The sequence below is a fragment of the Pseudoselenomonas ruminis genome (assembly GCF_008271295.1).
GTDB classification, from domain to species: Bacteria; Bacillota; Negativicutes; order Selenomonadales; family Selenomonadaceae; genus Selenomonas_A; species Selenomonas_A ruminis.
Genome location: NZ_VTOY01000004.1, coordinates 1 through 17,738, shown reverse-complemented (window position 1 = coordinate 17,738; position 17,738 = coordinate 1). Strand labels below are relative to the sequence as shown.

At 52.1% G+C, this 17,738-nt stretch carries 14 protein-coding genes; all 14 read left to right on the top strand.

Features of this window, described 5'->3' with window-relative positions; all coding sequences use genetic code 11:
* Positions 1 to 2 precede the first annotated feature (2 nt).
* The 14 genes from FZ040_RS06760 to FZ040_RS06695 all read left to right on the top strand — a co-directional run bounded on the left by FZ040_RS06760 (position 3) and on the right by FZ040_RS06695 (position 17,245).
* Positions 3 to 485, top strand: coding sequence for a hypothetical protein (locus FZ040_RS06760; RefSeq protein ID WP_149171307.1), 483 nt, complete (start codon positions 3 to 5; stop codon positions 483 to 485).
* Between the two features lie 21 nt (positions 486 to 506).
* Positions 507 to 1,697: a Wadjet anti-phage system protein JetD domain-containing protein gene (locus FZ040_RS06755; protein ID WP_149171306.1), complete on the top strand. Its 1,191-nt coding sequence runs from the start codon at positions 507 to 509 to the stop codon at positions 1,695 to 1,697.
* A 32-nt stretch (positions 1,698 to 1,729) separates the two neighbouring features.
* On the top strand, positions 1,730 to 2,560 hold the full coding sequence (gene amrS, locus FZ040_RS06750) for an AmmeMemoRadiSam system radical SAM enzyme (RefSeq protein WP_222930949.1): 831 nt from the start codon (positions 1,730 to 1,732) through the stop codon (positions 2,558 to 2,560).
* 8 nt (positions 2,561 to 2,568) lie between these two features.
* Positions 2,569 to 3,264, top strand: a complete 696-nt coding sequence (locus FZ040_RS06745) for a DNA alkylation repair protein (protein WP_149171304.1) — start codon at positions 2,569 to 2,571, stop codon at positions 3,262 to 3,264.
* Between the two features lie 141 nt (positions 3,265 to 3,405).
* Positions 3,406 to 4,026 (top strand): TetR/AcrR family transcriptional regulator, encoded by a 621-nt coding sequence (locus tag FZ040_RS06740; protein WP_255448799.1) that lies wholly within the window; start codon positions 3,406 to 3,408, stop codon positions 4,024 to 4,026.
* Positions 4,027 to 4,081: 55 nt separating this feature from the next.
* Entirely contained in the window at positions 4,082 to 5,176 is a 1,095-nt protein-coding gene (locus FZ040_RS06735; RefSeq protein WP_149171302.1) for an efflux RND transporter periplasmic adaptor subunit, read from the top strand.
* Positions 5,173 to 8,205: an efflux RND transporter permease subunit gene (locus FZ040_RS06730; protein WP_149171301.1), complete on the top strand. Its 3,033-nt coding sequence runs from the start codon at positions 5,173 to 5,175 to the stop codon at positions 8,203 to 8,205. Before FZ040_RS06735 ends, FZ040_RS06730 begins: the two co-directional genes overlap by 4 nt.
* Before the next feature lie 171 nt (positions 8,206 to 8,376).
* Positions 8,377 to 9,528 carry an exonuclease SbcCD subunit D gene (locus FZ040_RS06725; protein WP_149171300.1) on the top strand — a complete coding sequence of 384 codons (1,152 nt, stop codon included), beginning with the start codon at positions 8,377 to 8,379 and terminating at the stop codon, positions 9,526 to 9,528.
* Positions 9,525 to 12,713 carry an AAA family ATPase gene (locus FZ040_RS06720; RefSeq protein ID WP_149171299.1) on the top strand — a complete coding sequence of 1,063 codons (3,189 nt, stop codon included), beginning with the start codon at positions 9,525 to 9,527 and terminating at the stop codon, positions 12,711 to 12,713. The genes FZ040_RS06725 and FZ040_RS06720 overlap by 4 nt, the downstream gene beginning before the upstream one ends.
* A gap of 76 nt (positions 12,714 to 12,789) precedes the next feature.
* On the top strand, positions 12,790 to 13,335 hold the full coding sequence (locus FZ040_RS06715) for a hypothetical protein (RefSeq protein ID WP_149171298.1): 546 nt from the start codon (positions 12,790 to 12,792) through the stop codon (positions 13,333 to 13,335).
* A gap of 28 nt (positions 13,336 to 13,363) precedes the next feature.
* Positions 13,364 to 14,434, top strand: a complete 1,071-nt coding sequence (locus FZ040_RS06710) for an AbrB family transcriptional regulator (RefSeq protein ID WP_149171297.1) — start codon at positions 13,364 to 13,366, stop codon at positions 14,432 to 14,434.
* Entirely contained in the window at positions 14,394 to 16,469 is a 2,076-nt protein-coding gene (locus FZ040_RS06705) for a BRCT domain-containing protein (protein ID WP_149171296.1), read from the top strand. The genes FZ040_RS06710 and FZ040_RS06705 overlap by 41 nt, the downstream gene beginning before the upstream one ends.
* A gap of 81 nt (positions 16,470 to 16,550) precedes the next feature.
* Positions 16,551 to 16,778, top strand: coding sequence for a hypothetical protein (locus FZ040_RS06700; protein ID WP_149171295.1), 228 nt, complete (start codon positions 16,551 to 16,553; stop codon positions 16,776 to 16,778).
* A gap of 182 nt (positions 16,779 to 16,960) precedes the next feature.
* On the top strand, positions 16,961 to 17,245 hold the full coding sequence (locus FZ040_RS06695; RefSeq protein ID WP_149171294.1) for a hypothetical protein: 285 nt from the start codon (positions 16,961 to 16,963) through the stop codon (positions 17,243 to 17,245).
* Positions 17,246 to 17,738 lie beyond the last annotated feature (493 nt).

Genomic DNA, 17,738 nt, shown 5'->3' with positions numbered 1-17,738 from the left:
GTATGGACGTAATAGATTTTTCAGCGGCCCGTCAGCGGCGATTGGCGGCGATGGCGCGGACAAAAGCCGAACCGCAGGCGCGGTTTGCCGCCATGCAGGAGGCGCTTGCGCAGGATGAGCTTACGGTGATGGAGCGCATTGTCCAGCAGCATGCCCTGCGGATGGCTTATCGCATCGTGGCGGAAAGTCCCGTCTGGGGAAAGCCCGATGAGAAGGAGCCCCGGCGGATTTTTACCGAGCTTGAGGCGGTGGTGCCGGTATTAGCAGATTTGATTATGGCGGAGAGCTATATGCCAGCTGCCGTGCGCATGGCAGGTACGCGTTTGACTTCCTCGGAGGTCGGCTTATGGGCCGCGCGGCGCATCGTCCTTGATTATCTGCTGATACTGATTGACGATAACAGCCGCCCCGACGATTGGCTCGATATCCGCGATAAGGAACCCCTGCGCAATGTGTTTGCGTATTTAGGCTATGTGATGGATTGACGAAAAGAGAGCCGGTGGAAAATGACAAAGGCATATGATGAGGAGCTGCGTGCCAAACTATTGGGCCGGAACGGCCGGAAACTATCAGCGCTTTGGCTGACGGCTGTACGGGAGGAACCATTTACTTGTTCCTATAAATTGACAGAGCCTGCGGAGCTTGCAAATAGTGTGGGGCAGCTGCATAAACGGGCGGAATGGGTAGCGTTTTGGAAACAGCCCAAGGCACCTTGGCGGGTGGAAACAGCCAACCGCAAGCCCAAAGGTTTGGGCATCCAGCATGATTATCCCGTAAGGATTCACTTTGATTCGGCAGCAGATGTTCTTTGCTATCTAGGCGAGGCGAAGAAATTCCAGGCGTTTTGCCAGCGGGTGGAAAAAATCAAGGCGGAATATCCAGCGGTAATACCGGCTTGCGTCATGGTACGCGATAAAATCTTGGCGGATGTTTCTATGGCTGATGCTGTTTTTCAGCTGGCCAAGTATTTTTCCGGTACGTCCAAGACGAATTGTTATTTGCGTGAGCTTGATATCCCGTACGTCGATACGAAGTTTATCGAAAAGAACCGAGAGCTTACGGCGGCGGTGTTTTTTGCTGTACGTGAGGAGGATGGCAGGACATTTTCTGATTTCTGTCAGGCACTGTCGCTTATGGAAAATGCTCCATCGCCTAATATCTATGTGCGTTCGCTCGATGCGCGCAAGACATTTGCGGGCATGCGGGAAATCGTTGTCACTGCCCAGCAGTTGGCCAAGCTGAAGTTGACGTTTAGCCGCGTGTTTATAACCGAAAACAAAATCAATGGCTATGTATTCCCCGAGGTGGAAGATGGTTTGATTTTGTTTGGGGCGGGCAATGGCATCTTGAGCGAGTTGCAGGAAATTGCCTGGCTGAAAAATCAGCCTGAGCTATGGTACTGGGGCGATATGGACCGCAATGGTTTTGCGATTTTAGCACGCGTGCGCCAAAAATATCCGCAGGTAAAATCATTCTTGATGGAGAAGGATATAGCGGCAAGGTATCGTCATTTCATGGTGGCAGATACGGGAAATGAGCTGGTAATGCCGGACGAGCTGACTGAGGCAGAGCAGGACTGCTGGCAATATTTGAACAGTCAACCTGTGGCGGCTAATCGCTTGGAGCAGGAGAAGATTCCGCTGTTTGAGGTAAGAGAGGCCTTGCAATGTCTGTTGGGTAAGTCGGGAGATGTTTGAGCAGAATCGGTAAAAGTGGCAGGAGGATGGCGATGGATAAGGTAGTATGTACGTTATGTCCGCGTGGCTGCCGGCTCGCCGAGGGGCAGACGGGCTGGTGCCGGGGGCGGATTTGTCACGAGGGCAAGATCGTGCCGCAAAATTATGGCCGGTTGACGTCGGTGGCGTTAGACCCCATCGAGAAAAAGCCACTGGCCCGGTTCCACCCGGGGAGTTTCATTTTATCGGTCGGCAGCTTTGGCTGCAATCTGCGCTGTCCGTTTTGCCAGAATCATACGATTTCGCAGGCAGGAGCGGATTTTGCGACGCAGGACGTAACGCCGGCGGAGCTCGTGGCGCTGGCAAAGGAACTGGCCTCGCGTCCTGCGGGTAATCTTGGTGTGGCCTTTACTTACAATGAGCCGTTTATCAGCTATGAGTTTGTGCGCGATACGGCCAAACTCTTGCGGGCGGCAGGCCTTAAGGTCGTGCTGGTGACAAATGGCATGATAAACGCCGGGCCGTTTCAGGAGCTGCTGCCGCTGGTCGATGCATTTAACATTGACCTCAAGGGCTGGCGGCAGGAGGTCTATGATGTTTGCGGCGGCAGTTTGGCGGCGGTCAAGCAGAATATTGCCGCCGCAGCTAAGGCAACCCATGTGGAGGTAACGACGCTTATTGTGCCGGGGCTTAACGACAGCGCTGAAGAAATGGCAGCGGAGGCAAAATGGCTGGCTTCGATTTCTACGGATTTGCCGCTGCACATCAGCCGGTATTTCCCTCGTTGGCAGGCGGTGGAACCTGCTACGCCGGTTGCGGTGATTTATGAATTTGCGGATATTGCGCGAAAGTATTTATCCTATGTCTATACCGGCAATTGTTAGGAGGAGTTATGGATATTCAGACGGAATTGTTTCGGCTGCAGGACAAAAAGTATCGCGCCTTTCATTGTAAGCTGATTCCTACGGTTGACCCGGAAACAGTCATAGGCGTACGGACTCCTGCTTTGCGCCAGCTGGCGAAAGCAATAAAGGGGGAGGAGGCAGAACGTTTTTTGTCGGTTTTGCCACATCAGTATTACGATGAAAATCAGCTTCATGCGTTCCTGCTGTCGGAGCGGAAAGACTTTGCGGAATGCCTCGATGGGGTGAATGCTTTTCTGCCTTATGTGAATAATTGGGCTACTTGTGACCAGCTGATCCCGAAGGTGTTTGGCAAACATCGGTCAAAACTATTGGCGCCGATAAATGTTTGGCTGCATTCATCGGAAACTTATACGGTGCGTTTTGCCGTGAAGATGCTGATGGAGCATTTTCTCGATGAAGATTTTGACCGGTCCTATTTGTCAATGGTGGCAGCGCTTCGCTCTGAGGAATACTATATCAATATGATGACAGCCTGGTATTTTGCGACGGCGCTGGCAAAGCAATATCAGGCGGCATTGCCATTCCTCGAAGAAAAACAGCTGGCGGCGTGGACGCATAACAAGGCGATTCAAAAAGCCATAGAAAGCCGGCGGATAACTCCGGAACAAAAGGCATACCTGCGCACGCTGAAAATACCAGCGGGCAGGGCGCGTCAGCAGTAAAGAGCTGCTAAGATATGCCGGTTTGACAAGTCAGCTCCTTTTGACAAGTCAGAGTCACTTGACTAGTCAAAGCTACTTGACAAGTCAGCGAAAGAGAAGTATACTCCTGTTACTGACTAAGGTCAATAATAGGAGGTTGTGATGACGAGAGTTCGCAAGGACCCGGCCGAACGCAGGCAGGAATTGATGACGATTGCGATGGAGCTTTTTTGTGCCAATGGTTATGAGCAGACCATGGTTCAGGACATCTGTAAGCAGGCCGGCGTGGCAAAGGGAACGTTTTTTTATTATTTCCCGACCAAGGAAGATGTGCTTAAAGCAATTTTTGAAGAATGGGCGAAGAAATTTGCGGACGATTTTACGCGAAGGGCAGCTGGTTTGGATGCCGTTCAAAAGCTGCGTCTCTTTTTGCAGTTGTCCGCCCAGGAAAATGCGATCGAACCGCTGGTAGACAATCTCTGGGCGGAACACTATAAAGAGCTTGTCATGGCGCTTTGGCAGCGCATTGTGAGTAATGGCTTCAATCCGCTGCTGCGGAAGATTATCGATGAGGGCAATGAGGCCGGTTCCATGCAGGTCCTGCATCCGGAAGAATGTTTGGATTTCTTTTGGAGCCTTACCGAGGGGATGTGGCCGGATGAGAAAAAGGATATCGTTACGGATGAGAGTATGGCGATACGCATGGAAATGGCGGCCAGACTGATTGAACAGTTATTTGGTATGAAAATAGGCAGCATGGCTCATTGGGAAAATGCGGAGTGAGTTCCGCATTTTATTATTGTAGTTTACTGACCTGAGTCAATAAAGGGGACAGAAGATGGAAAAAAGCAAGACGCGTAACATGATGATTGGCATATTTTTCGTGATACTGGCGGTAGCGGGCTGGCGCATGGCTGGTGCTGAGGAGGAACCGGGAGCTGAGATGCAGCCGCTGGCTGTTTCGACGGATTCGGTCTCGTACATCGAAAAGCCGTCGGTGATGCCGCTTTCGGGAAGTGTCGAGGGACTTACCTCGTCGATTATCAGCAGCCGGTTTTCCGGGCAGGTGACGAATGTTTGCGTGGAAGATGGCCAGACGGTTAGCAAAGGCCAGCCGCTTTTTGTGATGGATACGGTGGAGCTTCGCAATGCGTTGCGGGTAGCGCAGAATAGCGTAAATCAGGCAAGGGCAAAATATGCCAATGATTGCGATGAGTTCGGGCGCTATCAGATTTTATTTGACCGCGGGGCGTATTCCCGCCAGCAATTGGAAACGGCCCGCACGAAGATGCTGGCCAGCCAGGCCGATTACGATTCGGCGCAGGCCAATCTCAGCAGTGCGGAAAAACAGGTGGCCGAAGCCACGGTAGTAAGTCCGGTGGATGGTGTTATCGCCAACAAGAATCTCACCAATGGCCAAAATGTTTCGGCTGGCAGCCAGCTTATGACGGTGGAACAACTCGAGGCCGTTCATGTGGTAATCAATGTGGAGCAGCGGGACATGGCGTATTTGAAGATGGGCGACTCTGTCACGGTAACGGTTGATGCCTATCCGGATAAGACGTTTACTGGCATCGTCGATGTCATAAGCCCCGTGGCTGGCAAGGAAAACCGCATGTTCCGGGTCAAGGTCAAGGTGGATAATCCCGAAATGCTGTTAAAGCCAGGGATGTTTGTGCAGGTACAGCTGAATCTTGGCGCGCCTAAGATGGTGTTGTCGGTGCCGCAGAAAGCAGTGCTGGGGCAGAAGGGGGTACAGTATGTATTTACGGTAGAAGATGGCAAGGCCAAGAAAATCCGCGTGGAAGCTGGCGATATCGTCGGGGACCGTCTGGAAATCGTAGATGGCGTCAGCGAGGGAATGACTATCCTGACGGATAATCTCGATAAGCTCAAGGATGGCAATCCGGTGCAGTTAGGAGAGGAAGCATGAGTTTACCAGAATTAAGTATCAAGCGTCCGGTTTTTGCTACGGTGCTGCTGGCGGCCTTAATTCTCATGGGAATCGTCAATTATGGCAAAATGAATGTCGATGAGATGCCGGATACGAGCCTGCCATATGTATCGGTGAGCATCACGTATGAAGGCGCCCAGCCAGACCAGGTGGATGCGCAGGTTACCCAGAAGGTGGAGGAGGCCGTAGGAGAGGCGCGTGGGGTTAAGCATATCGAGTCCACTTCGCGTGAGGGCGAGGCAGAAATCAATGTGGAGTTCAATTTTGGTGTCGACCCGGCGGCTGCCGCGCAGGAGGTTCGGGATAAGGTCAGTGCGATTCGCGGCGAATTACCCGATACCGTCAAAGAGCCGGTTATTTCGCGCTTCGATATGAACGCCCAGCCGGTGGTATCTATTGCCATTACTTCGGATACGGCCAGCCTGCGTGAAATCAGTATTTTTGTCGAGGATGTCTTAAAACCCCGCTTGCAGAAAATTAATGGCGTCGGTCAGGTGAACATCAGCGGGCGGCAGGAACGCGAAATCCAGCTGCTGCTGGATCAGGAAAAGCTCAATACCTTCGGCCTGGCAGTGGCCGATATTGCTCAACAGTTAAAGGTGGTCAATCAGGATGTGCCGGCGGGGAAGCTGCAGGATAAGAGCCAGCAGCTGTCGGTGCGCACGGCTGGCGATTTTAAGAGTGTGCAGCAATTTGATTCGGTGATTGTCGGCACCCGGGACAACACGCCGATATATTTTTGGCAGGTAGGAACGGCCAAAGACACCATCAAGGATATTACGACTACGGCCCGTTATGATGGAAAGCCGGCTATTGGCATTGCCATCGGCAAACAGTCTGGCGGCAATGCGGTCAAGGTGGCGACTGCGGTCAAGCAGGAGCTGGACCAGCTGAAAAAGGAGCTCCCTGCGGGGATGGAAATCCAGCTGGTCCGCGATGATGCCCAGCGCGTAGCGGAATCCATTCGCGAGGTTTGGTTTGACCTCATCATCGGCAGTGCTTTTGCCGTGCTTATCGTCTTTTGGTTCCTGGGCGACTGGCGCAGCACGGTAATCAGTGCGCTGGCAATTCCGGCATCAATTGCGTCGACGTTTTTGTTTATGAAGGTGGCGGGATTTTCCATCAATAGTATGTCGCTGCTGGGGTTGTCGTTGTCGGTTGGACTGCTCATTGATGATGCAATCGTGGTCATTGAAAATATTATCCGTCATCGCAATATGGGAAAAGACGCCAAACAGGCAGCCATTGATGGCACGAAGGAAATTGCACTGGCCGTTATGGCAACTACGTTTACGGTGGCGGCGGTATTTTTGCCCGTTGGTTTCATGTCGGGCATTGATGGCCAGATGTTTAAGGAGTTTGGTCTGTCGATTGCCTTTGCGGTACTGGTGTCCTTGTTCGTCTCGTTTACGCTAACGCCGATGATGGCAGCCCTTTATCTGCCGGTAGGGGAGCCCGCGATGCCACGCTGCCTGCAAAAGGCCTGGCATCGCTGGCAGGACGGCTTTGACCGGGTGACGGCGTGGTATGGACGGACGCTGCGTTTTTTGCTGCAAGGCCATCGCGGCCATGTGCTGGCAGCAGCGTTAGCCCTGTTCCTGCTCAGCCTTTGTATTTTTCCGTTTTTGGGCTCGACGTTTATGCCGTCGACGGACCAGGCGCAATTTACGGCTAAGGTGCAGGCGCCTTCGGATTCGACGGTGGAAGCTGTCGACCAGCAGTCAGCAGAACTAACCGCAGTGCTTCAGCAGATACCAGAGGTTCGTCATGTCTATGCAACAACTGCCAATCGTGAACATAATCTCTTTGTTCAGCTGGTTCCGAAAAAAGAACGCAGCCGTACCCAGAAGGAAATTATCGCCGATGTCCGCCAGCGGTTCAATAAGATACCGGGCGTGCGGGCGGATTTTGTGGAGAGCGATGATAAACCGATTGCGATTTCGATTACGGGACCGTCGCAGGCCGAGCTGGTGCCTTTGGCCGAACAGGTCCAGCAGGAATTGGAGAAGGTTCCGGGCGTGCAGGACATTGCTTCGACGTATCATGCAGGGCTGCCGAATCTCAATCTTCAAATCAACGAGAACCGGGCCAGTGATCTTGGCATTTCGTCGAATGCCATTGGCACTACGCTGCAGACCATGTTAAGCGGCACCACAGTGGGGAAATTCAGCGATAAGGATGAACGCGTAGATATCCGCCTGCGGTTGGCGGATGATGCGCGCAATCGTCCGGACATGCTGCGGAAGGTCTATGTGCCCAGTGAACGCCAAATGGAAGGGCGAGCGATGCTGGTTCCGCTGTCCCAGGCAGCAGGCTGGCAGTATACGACCAGCGCCAGTGATGTCCGCCGGTATGACCGCCAAAAGGAAATCCGGTTGAGTGCAAATGTCGAAGGGACGTCCATGGGGGAGGCAAACGAGGCTTTCTTTGCGAAGATGGAAACTATGCAGGTTCCGCCTGGTTACCGGGTTGGCCAGGCTGGTGCCGGTAATGATATGGATGATTCCTTTGCCAATATGGCTATGGCACTGGCTATGGCCGTGGCGTTTATCTTTATGATACTCGCGGCGCAGTTTGAAAGTTACAGTGAGCCGTTTGCCATTATGTTTTCGCTGCCCTTGGCTATGATTGGTGCTTTGGCGGGGCTCTTCCTCGCGGGCAGTGAACTGAGCCTTGTCTCGCTTATCGGCATTATGATGCTGATGGGACTGGTAACCAAGAATGCGATCCTGCTTATCGACTTTGCCAAGCAGCGCATCCAGGCAGGGATTCCGTGTAAGGAAGCTTTAGCCGAGGCCGGGTGCATCCGCCTGCGGCCAATTCTGATGACGAGCAGCGCGATGATATTTGGCATGCTGCCGATTGCCTTGGGGCTTGGCCCAGGGGCGGAGGCGCGTGCGCCGATGGCCCATGCCATAATCGGCGGTGTGCTCACATCGACGTTGCTGACGCTGGTAGTGGTGCCGACTATCTATGACTTGATTCATCAGTGGCGAAATCACGCATAAAATCGTTAAGATTTTGGTCATATTGTGTTATAATAATGATGCCTTGCACGAAAAATCGTGCGGGATGACGAAGTTGAAATTACGGACAAGGGAAAGACGGTGCTGGGGCATTGACTTTCTCTTGTTTTTCGTTTACAGATAGGCGGTAGAAGCGCTGGGGAAGGGGTAACGATGAAAATTTTCCATCTGTCCGATTTGCATATTGGCTTAAAGTTGATGAACCATGACCTGGCGGAGGACCAGGAATATATCCTTCGTGAAATCGTGCGGCTGGCAGCAGAGCGGCAGCCGGATGCCGTGGTCATTGCCGGGGATATTTACGATAAAGCAGTTCCATCGGCTGAGGCGATGTCGCGGTTTGACCGGTTTGTCACCGAACTTACCCAGGCGGTGCCGCAGGCAGAAATCATGATGATTTCGGGAAACCACGACAGTGCCGAACGCGTCAATGTATTTCGTCAGGTGCTCGCACGCCAGCATATCCACATGATAGGCCGGCCGCCTGAACTGCCCGGGGAAACGATTGCCAAGGTGACTTTAACCGATGCCTATGGGCCGGTGAATTTTTATCTGCTGCCGTTTGTGAAGCCTTCCATGGTCAAACTGATTACGGGAACGGATGAGGACGGCAATAATTTTTCGTATGATGAGGCCGTGCATCGGCTGATTATGCGCGAAGAACTGGCAGAGCAGGAAAGAAATGTACTGGTCAGCCATCAGTTTTATCTGTCGACGGGAAAAGATGATACGATTGAGCGTTCGCCGTCGGAAATCGTCACGGTCGGCAATATCGATTCCGTGCAGGGGGATATTTTAAACCGTTTTGATTATGCCGCGCTCGGCCATATCCATAAGGCGCAGCGGTTAAACGGCAAGGATTGCTATCGCTACTCCGGCACGCCGATAGCCTGCTCGTTTGGTGAAGAAGGCCAGAAAAAAGGCGTGATTGAGGTAGAACTTAAGGAAAAAGGGGAAGTGCTGACGACGGTGCTGCCGCTAAAACCGTTGCGGCAGGTGCGGACGATTCGGGATACACTGGAAAATGTGCTCGCCCAGCCTTCGGGCGATTATGTCAGCATTACGCTGACCGATGCGGACGAGTATCTGGCCGTCGATGTGCGGGATCGATTGGCGGCCAAATTCCCGCAGCTGCTGCATGTGGGCCGTGAAAGTCGGGAAGAGGCAAATTACCAGCTGGAACAGGAGCAGGCCGTGCAGTTATCGCCGTTTGACCTATGCCGGGATTTTCTGCAGGACCTCGCTGCGGAGGAAGAGACCTTGCTGGCAGCGGTTATCCATGAGGTGCAGGAGGCGGAGAAATGAAACCAATCCAATTGACGATTCAGGCCTTCGGGTCTTATGGCGAGCGGGCCGTCATCGATTTCACCAAGCCAACGCAGAATCTTTTTCTGGTGACGGGGGATACCGGTGCGGGCAAGACGACGATTTTTGATGCTATCGTCTATGCGCTCTACGGGGATAAAAGCGAAAAAAATACCAATAAGAACGCCTTGATTCCGAATCTGCAGAGCCAGTTTGCCTCGCTGGAGGTCACGCCCTTTGTCGAGCTGGCGTTCAGCGAGACAAAGGGCGGCCGGGAACAGATTTATATCGTTCATCGCGTGCCGCATCACCGCCGCAAGGCCAAACGCGGCAATTCGGAAGTTGAGGAAAAGGAATCCGTAACGCTGACTATGCCGGACCATACGGATTATCCGGGCAATAAAGAGGCTGTCAATGAAAAGCTGCGGGAGCTCGTCGGCCTTACCAAAGAGCAGTTCATGCAGGTCGGCATGATTGCGCAGGGGGATTTTATGCGCATCCTGCGCGCGCCAACAAGCGATAAACGCGAAATATTCCGGCGGCTTTTCAACACGGAAATCTATGGCCGGATTGTCAGCCGGCTAGGCGAGCGCAACAGCCAGTATCGTGAAGAACTGCAAAACATCCTGCGGCGCTGTCAGACGAAAGCTGAAGATGTGGTAGTTCCGGAAAATTTTTCGCAAAAGGCAGGCATGGAGGAGCTGGTACAGAAAATCCGCAAGGATAAAACACCAAGCCTGGTCGATTTTGAGACGCTGCAAACGTATCTGGAGAAAGCCTGTGAGCTGCTAGCGCAGGAAGTGGAAAAAGCAGCTGATGAGTCTGCTGCTGCCCAGAAGGTATATGATGCCGAAAATGTTGCGCTGACCAAGGCCGAAGCCTTACAGACGGCTTTTGACCGGCTGGGGGAGGCAACGGAAACATGGCAGGCCTATAAACAACAAGAGGCTGGTATGACCGAAAAGGAACAGTGCGCGGCCAAAATTCAGGCGGCCTATGCGATTCAGTCCGCCTACCTGTCCTTTGACCGTCAGCAAAAAGCGGTGGCAGAGACCAAAAAGCTGCAGCAGCAGTATGAGACGGCTTTGCCGGAATTAACGAAGCAGGAAGCCGCTGCGGGGAAAGCCGTGGAAGCGGCCAAGGCGGAACAGGATAAGGCAACGGAAGTTTTTGGTAAGGTGCAGGCGGAAGTTCGTGCGGCTTTGGAAATCTTTGCAGAAGTTGCCCAAAAGACCGAGGAGAGGCAACGCGCCGCGCAGGACTTCATGCAGGCAAATGGAGCCGCGGAACAGGCGCAGCAAAAGCTGACTGCCTATCAGAAGCAATTGGAAGGCTGGCAGCAGCAGGTAAAACAGTTGCCGGAGTTATCGCTGACCCAGGTAAAATGCGAGCAGCAGCAGCAAGCACTGCGGCAGTATGAGAAAGAAATCAATGAGGGAATTGATTTGGGCAGGCAGATGAAAGCGGCCGAGGCTGAGTCTGAGCAGGCAAGAGCGCAATATCAGATGGCGCAGCAGGTCTATCAGGAAAAGCGCGCCCACTACGAGCGGGAACAACAGGTGTTTTTCGATGCGCAGGCAGGCCTTTTGGCAGAAACACTTACGATGGGGCAGCCCTGTCCGGTCTGCGGCTCGCTGGAACATCCTCAGCCGCGGGTCCTGGCACCTGGCGCCAAGCCGCTGGCGCGTGAAGAATTGGAGCGGTTGGCCGCTGAGGTGACAGCGCTTAATGCCAAACAGCAGGCGGCCGCTGAGAAAGCGGGCAAGGCAAACGTCAATTTTGACAAGTCAAAAGAGCTGTTTGACTTGTCATTGGACAAATTACGCCAAAAGGTGCCGGGCTGCGAAGCGGCCGAAACCCTTAATGAAATCCGGCAGAAGGTTAGGAAACAACTGGAAGACTGCGAGAACGAGTCGTCTAAATTGACCGGTCAGCTGGCGGAATTGCAAAAAATCCAGCAGCAGCTTGACAAGTCAACGGAAATGCTTAAAACGCTGCAGGAAGATAAGGAAATGTTGGCGGACAAATGCCAGCAGGCAAAGTCCCGGCAGGAGACTGCCGAAAAGACGCGGAAGGTCTTGTTGGATAAGCTGCATTTTGCAACGCGCGAAGACGCGGAGCAGACGCGGCGCAAGGCGGAGGAATCGCTTGCCCGCTGCGAGCGCGTCTATGCGGAGGCCGGCAAAGTGGCAAAGGATTGGCAGGCAAAATGTTCGGAAGCCAAAACAGTGCTTAGCCGCTGCCAGCAGGAACTGCCGGACAAACAGCGGCAGAGTCAGGAATTACAGCTTGCCTATCAGCAGGTTTTGCAGGAAAAAGGCATGAATGAGGAGTCGTGGCAGGCAGTTGTCCGCGAGTATGAGGAAAAAAGTGCGGCGGTTATGCAGCAGCAGGTGCAGGCATGGCGCGATGCGTATCATGCAGCCGCCGGCAGCCGGGATGCAGCGCAAAAGGCCGTGGTGGGAAAAGAACTGCCAGACCTTGCGGTGCTCCGGGAAAAACGCACGGCGGCGCAGGCCGCGCTGCAGCAGGCGTCAGACCGGCTGGCAACCATCAAGGGGCAGGCGGAACGCAATGAGCGCGTAAAAGCGCAGCTTCAGCAGCAGCTTGGCGAGCGGGCGGATCTCGGGAAAGAGGCCTGTGCGATTAGCAATCTCTACGAACGGCTGTCGGGCAAGCGCAGCGGTGCGCGCATGGATATTGAAACCTATGTCCAGCGCTATTATTTGCGGCAGATTTTAGGTGCCGCCAACCACCGGTTCCGCGCAATGTCCGGCGGGCAGTTCGAGCTTCGGATGCTTGATGACAGCGAAGCGGCCCGCGGTGGCAATCACGGCCTTGACCTCAAGGTGCTTCATACGGTGACGGGCAAGGAACGGGCGATACAGACATTGTCCGGCGGCGAGTCGTTTATGGCGGCGCTTTCGCTGGCACTTGGTTTGTCAGACCAGATCCAGGCCAATATGGCATCGATTCATCTAGATGTATTGTTCATTGATGAGGGCTTCGGTTCCCTTGACGATAATTCACGCAATGAAGCCGTTCATGTTTTGCAAAAGATGGCTGGCAGTGCCAAGCTCATCGGCATCATTTCCCATGTCACGGAACTCAAGCAGGAAATCGATAATCAGCTGGTGGTTACCAAAAATGACAAGGGAAGTCATGTGGCATGGCAAATCAGTTGAGGATATAGTATACTAGGGATACTCTGGCGATTGTTTATCAATCGGGTATTTTATCAATGAGGTATGACAAGATATCATGGATTATCAGGATAAAACAAAAGCGATTGAGGAGATGCAGGACCTCTTCCGCTTGATGGTAAATTCGCATGAACAGATGAAGTTCGCTACGTTGTCCTTATATCAGGCTTGCAAGGAAAACAAGGATGTTGTGGGAAAACGGGGAATTGAAGAGTATCTGAAAATCCTGTCCGTGCAGGAACGCTGGCTGGATTTTGTAAAGAAAAATAATAAGGCAATCAAAACGACTTATGATAATGTGGTTCCGCTGCCGAATCTTGAGGCATTAGAACAGGTCGACAGCACACTGGAGGAATACTGCCCTTCGCGAATCCGGCAGCAAATCGCCAAGCACCTGTCGCTGCTGGAAACATTCAAAGATGATTTGAAGCATATGCCAGGCTATATTGCCGAGCCGTGCCGGTATCATGTCGTGACGAATATTGGCAGGATTATGCCGGGAGAATGTTACCGTTGTACAGTTCTTTACAATACGTATGAATTAGAGCCCCCGAAACGGCTACGGGCAGAATGCCGATGCAAGTCTGGTGAGGGCAGCTGTTGATTTCGGGAGAGAAAGGCAAAGCTGTATCATGGGATATATTCGAACATTATTAATTGCGCTGGTGGGCGGCGTGCTGTTTTCGTATATCAATGCACCGCTTCCCTGGACCTTGGGTCCGATTGTACTGGTGTCTTTGGTGGGGCTCGTTAAACAGCAGCCGCTGGTCTGGAGTATCAAAATCCGTAACGTGGCCTTGGTATTATTGGGCTATGCCATGGGGCGGCCTTTTACCGTTGAAACGCTGCAGGCAATTGCCGCACAGCTGCCGCTGATGCTGCTGGCCACATTTGTCACGGTCAGCGCCGGCATTTTCACGGGCTGGCTCATGTATAAAAAGACAACGATAAATTTTACTACCTGCCTGCTCGGGTGCGTGCCCGGGGGGCTTTCGCAGATGGTAGTCCTGGCCGCTGAGATGAAAAATGTTGACCTCACGGCTGTGACGATTATGCAGACGCTGCGAATGCTGTCGGTGGTGTTTACGATTCCGTTTTTGACGATTCACATTCTTTCGGATGGTCCTGTGGCGGCTGATTCCGGGATGAATCTGGCAGCAGCGGCGGATATGCCTACGGTGCTGATGTGGGCGGCCGTGGCAGTTTTAGGCGCTGTCGTGGGAAAATGGATTCATCTGCCGACGGCAACGATGCTGGGGCCGATTCTGGCCGTGGCTGCAGTTGTTATCACGACCGATTTGACGGCGGTTCCTGTGCCACAGCCACTTCTTTATGCGGCACAGCTCTGTGTTGGTGCCTATATTGGCAGCAGTATCGAATTGCAGCGCATTGTAAGCTATCAGGGCATGGGGCCGGTGCTGCTCGGGGGCGTCTTATTGGTCCTGTCGGTATCGATGGGCATGGGCCTGGTGGTTTCGGCTTTGACGGGCGAAACCTTTGCCACGTCCTTTTTGAGCACGGCGCCTGGCGGCTTGACGGAGATGGGCATTACGGCGCTCACCGTTGGGGCAAATATCTCCACGATGACGGCTTACCAGCTTACGCGCCTGCTCTTTATCATGCTCGTATTTCCTTATGTAGCCAAGGGCGTGGTAGCACTATATGAACGAAAGTATGGAGGTCATGACGAAAATGACGCGTGAAGAGCAACTGAAAAAAATCAAGGCGGCAGATGAAGCCTATTATGGCAGCTCGGGTGAGATGATACTGTCGGATGCCGAGTACGATGCCTTGCGCCGCGATTATATCGAGCGATATGGCAGTGATGACCTCGACTATGTTCCAGGGGCGGAACTGGGGGCGGAGAAATTCCGTCATCCCCATGAAGCCAAGTCTCTTGGAAAAATCGATGAATCGGAAACGGACAAGCTGCAGGCATATATTGAAAAGTTTATGCCCGTTATCGTCGAGCCAAAACTCGACGGCTGCAGTGTCGTCGTGTATCCGCAAAATGGAAAACCGATGTATGTAACCCGTGGCGGCGGCAATGAGGGCGATATCCTGACCCGTTTCCCGGAGGCCCCAAGGCAGAATGCTTATACGGCCGAATATCCGATACGCGGCGAAGTCTTTATGGACTTTGCTGCGTTTGAGGCGATGAATCGGGAACTTACGGCGGCTGGCGAAAAAGCAATGGCCAATCCCCGCAACAGCGTCAACCCGATTTTAACGGGGGGAAAACACCCGGAATTTGTTAAGTATCTTCGCTTCATGGCTTACGATGTCATGGGGGTCGACTGGAGTGAAACGGAAAAAATCGAATACATCAAGAGCCATACGCCATTTGACGTGCCAGAACAGAGTGTTCGTCGTTTCGAAGGGAAGAAACCGGCAGAAATTGCAGCGGCTATTCCGGAAATTTATCGCGAGTATGAGGAAAATCTTGGATATCCGATTGATGGAATTGTCATCAAATGTGATTGGGAAGACTCGCTGGAAAAATTCGGCACGACGGGCCATCATGATAACAATGCGATTGCCTGGAAACCAAATCAGATTCCCGTGACCAGCATTGTCCGCGATGTCCATTGGCAGGTGGGCAAGACGGGGGCGCTGACTCCCGTGGCAGATATTGAACCGGCGGATATTCTCGGTTCCACGGTATCCAATGTCAATCTGCACAACATGAATGTGGTAAAACGCTTAGGCGGCGTGGCCAAGGGCGATAAGGTCGGCGTCATCAAGGCAAAACTCATCATTCCGCAGCTGGTTATCGTGTATGAACATAATGGCGGCGAGGAAATCGAGGCGATTACGAACTGCCCCTATTGCGGTGCTCCGTTAGAGGAGAGGGAAAATGCCGCGTCGGACAGTGAGGACGATACGAATCTCTTTTGCGTGAATCCCCATTGCTGGGAGCGCATTGCACAACAGATTGGCTTTTTGGCCAAACGGAATGTACTGGATATCAAAGACCTTTCGATTGATCGGGCCAGAGCAATCGTGGCGGCTTTTCCGGAAAAGGCAGAAAAATTCGGCCCGTATATGATTTTTGACCTGACAGCTGAGGATATCCGCACGGCGATTATTACGCCATTTGCCGAACTTACCTCCACCAAGGCAAAGATTGAAGCGGAAGCCAGGAAGGGAAATATCATCACCGCGGCAGATCTCGAAGACAAACGGGATCTCAAGAGCCCCGATAAATTAAAAGAGGCCATTGATGAAGCCGTAAAGGCCGTGGATATTCCGCGGTTTGTCAAAGCACTGCTCTTTGATGGCATTGGCGACAATGTCGGAAAGTTATTGGCCGAAAAGTACCATACTGCCGATGAAATTCTGGCGGCAATAAAGCGGCAGGATGCCTTCTGCTCGATTGACGGAATTGGTCCCCGGACGGAAACGATTTTGCAGGGAGCGCCATTTTTGCGTCGTTTTGAAGAACTGTTGGACTACATCAAACCGCAGGACTATGTGGTTCGAGTAATTGATGAAGCAGCGATGCCCTATGCGGGAAAAGTATTTGTATTGACCGGAAAAGACCCGGCCGGCAAGCCGCGCAGTTTTTATAAGGAATTAATAGAAGGCGCCGGGGCCAAAATGGGGACGGCGGTCAGCAGTAACACCGATTATCTTATTCTGGCAGACCCCAACAGCACATCAAGCAAGGCTGAGAAGGCACGAAAACTCGGGACGAAACTTTTATCGTATCAGGAAGCGGCAGAAATGCTTCAGTGATTTTGGCAGATGAAGGTTTTTTTGACTTGACCGCGAATAAGTAACGGAGAGAAAGTTTTCGCCAGGATGGGAGGAATCTAAATGACAGATGTAAAGAAGCCAGTGCGCGAAGCGTTGGAACAGCTCAAGGAAAAGCAGTCGTTTGAAAGCAGCTATGCAGAAATAAACAAATTCCAGTCGTTAATTAATACCTTTGCAGGGCTGGAATATGCCTGCGAACTTATGGCGGATGAAATCAGTGTGAAGACGGGCGAAAGCCGTGAAAAAGTTTTGGAGGAGTTTTATCGCCGGGCCGGAATCTTAGAATAATACGATAAGAGGCTGGTTGAGTACAGTCCTATGCGAAAATGCGCTGCCTTAACAAGGAGGCAGCGCATTTTTTGCTTGATAATAATGAGAAAATTTTTACAAATACTTTCTTTTGAAAGGAAATTATGCGATAATATAGATAGGAATAGTTGTAATCGGATATTTTGAGGAGGCTGATGAACATGGATGTCAACCTTGAAATTCGCACGGAATCGATTGCAGCGGCGCCTCGTGTTAATATTGATGAGGCTAAGACCTCTCGTTATGGACTAGGAAGGGCCCGGCAGAGAAAAGAAGAGGAACCCGAGCACGGAGCCGAGGGGGCGGCGTATAATCTCGAGCTTATGGATGGCAGCAAATCGAGATTATCCACGGCCTTAGGGCGATTGTCACCGGAGCAAATGCGTATTTTTCGTGCGGGAGTATTACAAGTGTACGAAAAAGTGAATTCAGCACAAAAGACCTGAGCATGAAGTTAGCGGAGTAACGAGTCAGGTCAGAGGCAGAAATCAATGAGACCAGAACCAACAGGCCGGCAGGGGGAGCAATAGCCCCTGCCGGCCTGTTTTGATAAAAATGAAGAAAATATGAAAAAACTGTTGACAAGGTGAGACGATGCGTGTAATATAATACAAGTCGTCGGCGAACGCGATAGAGCGATTGCTGGGGCAAAAGAATTCTCAGGGTAAGCTAAAAAAACTTCAAAAAAGTTGTTGACAAGCTTGAGAGAATGAGATATGATATAAAAGCTGAATCGTGCAGGACTTCAAAAGATTCTGACGATAGGCGAGATTGTTCTCTGGAAACTAAACAATGTAAAATGAAATCATGCAACATGATTTAAGCCAGATGTTTAAGCAGAGAGCCATTGCTTTAGCAATGTGCGAATCGCTTAGTTACGAGTGCAAGCGAGTAACATCTATAGCGACTCTGTTATTTAAAACATCGATTGGTATGAAC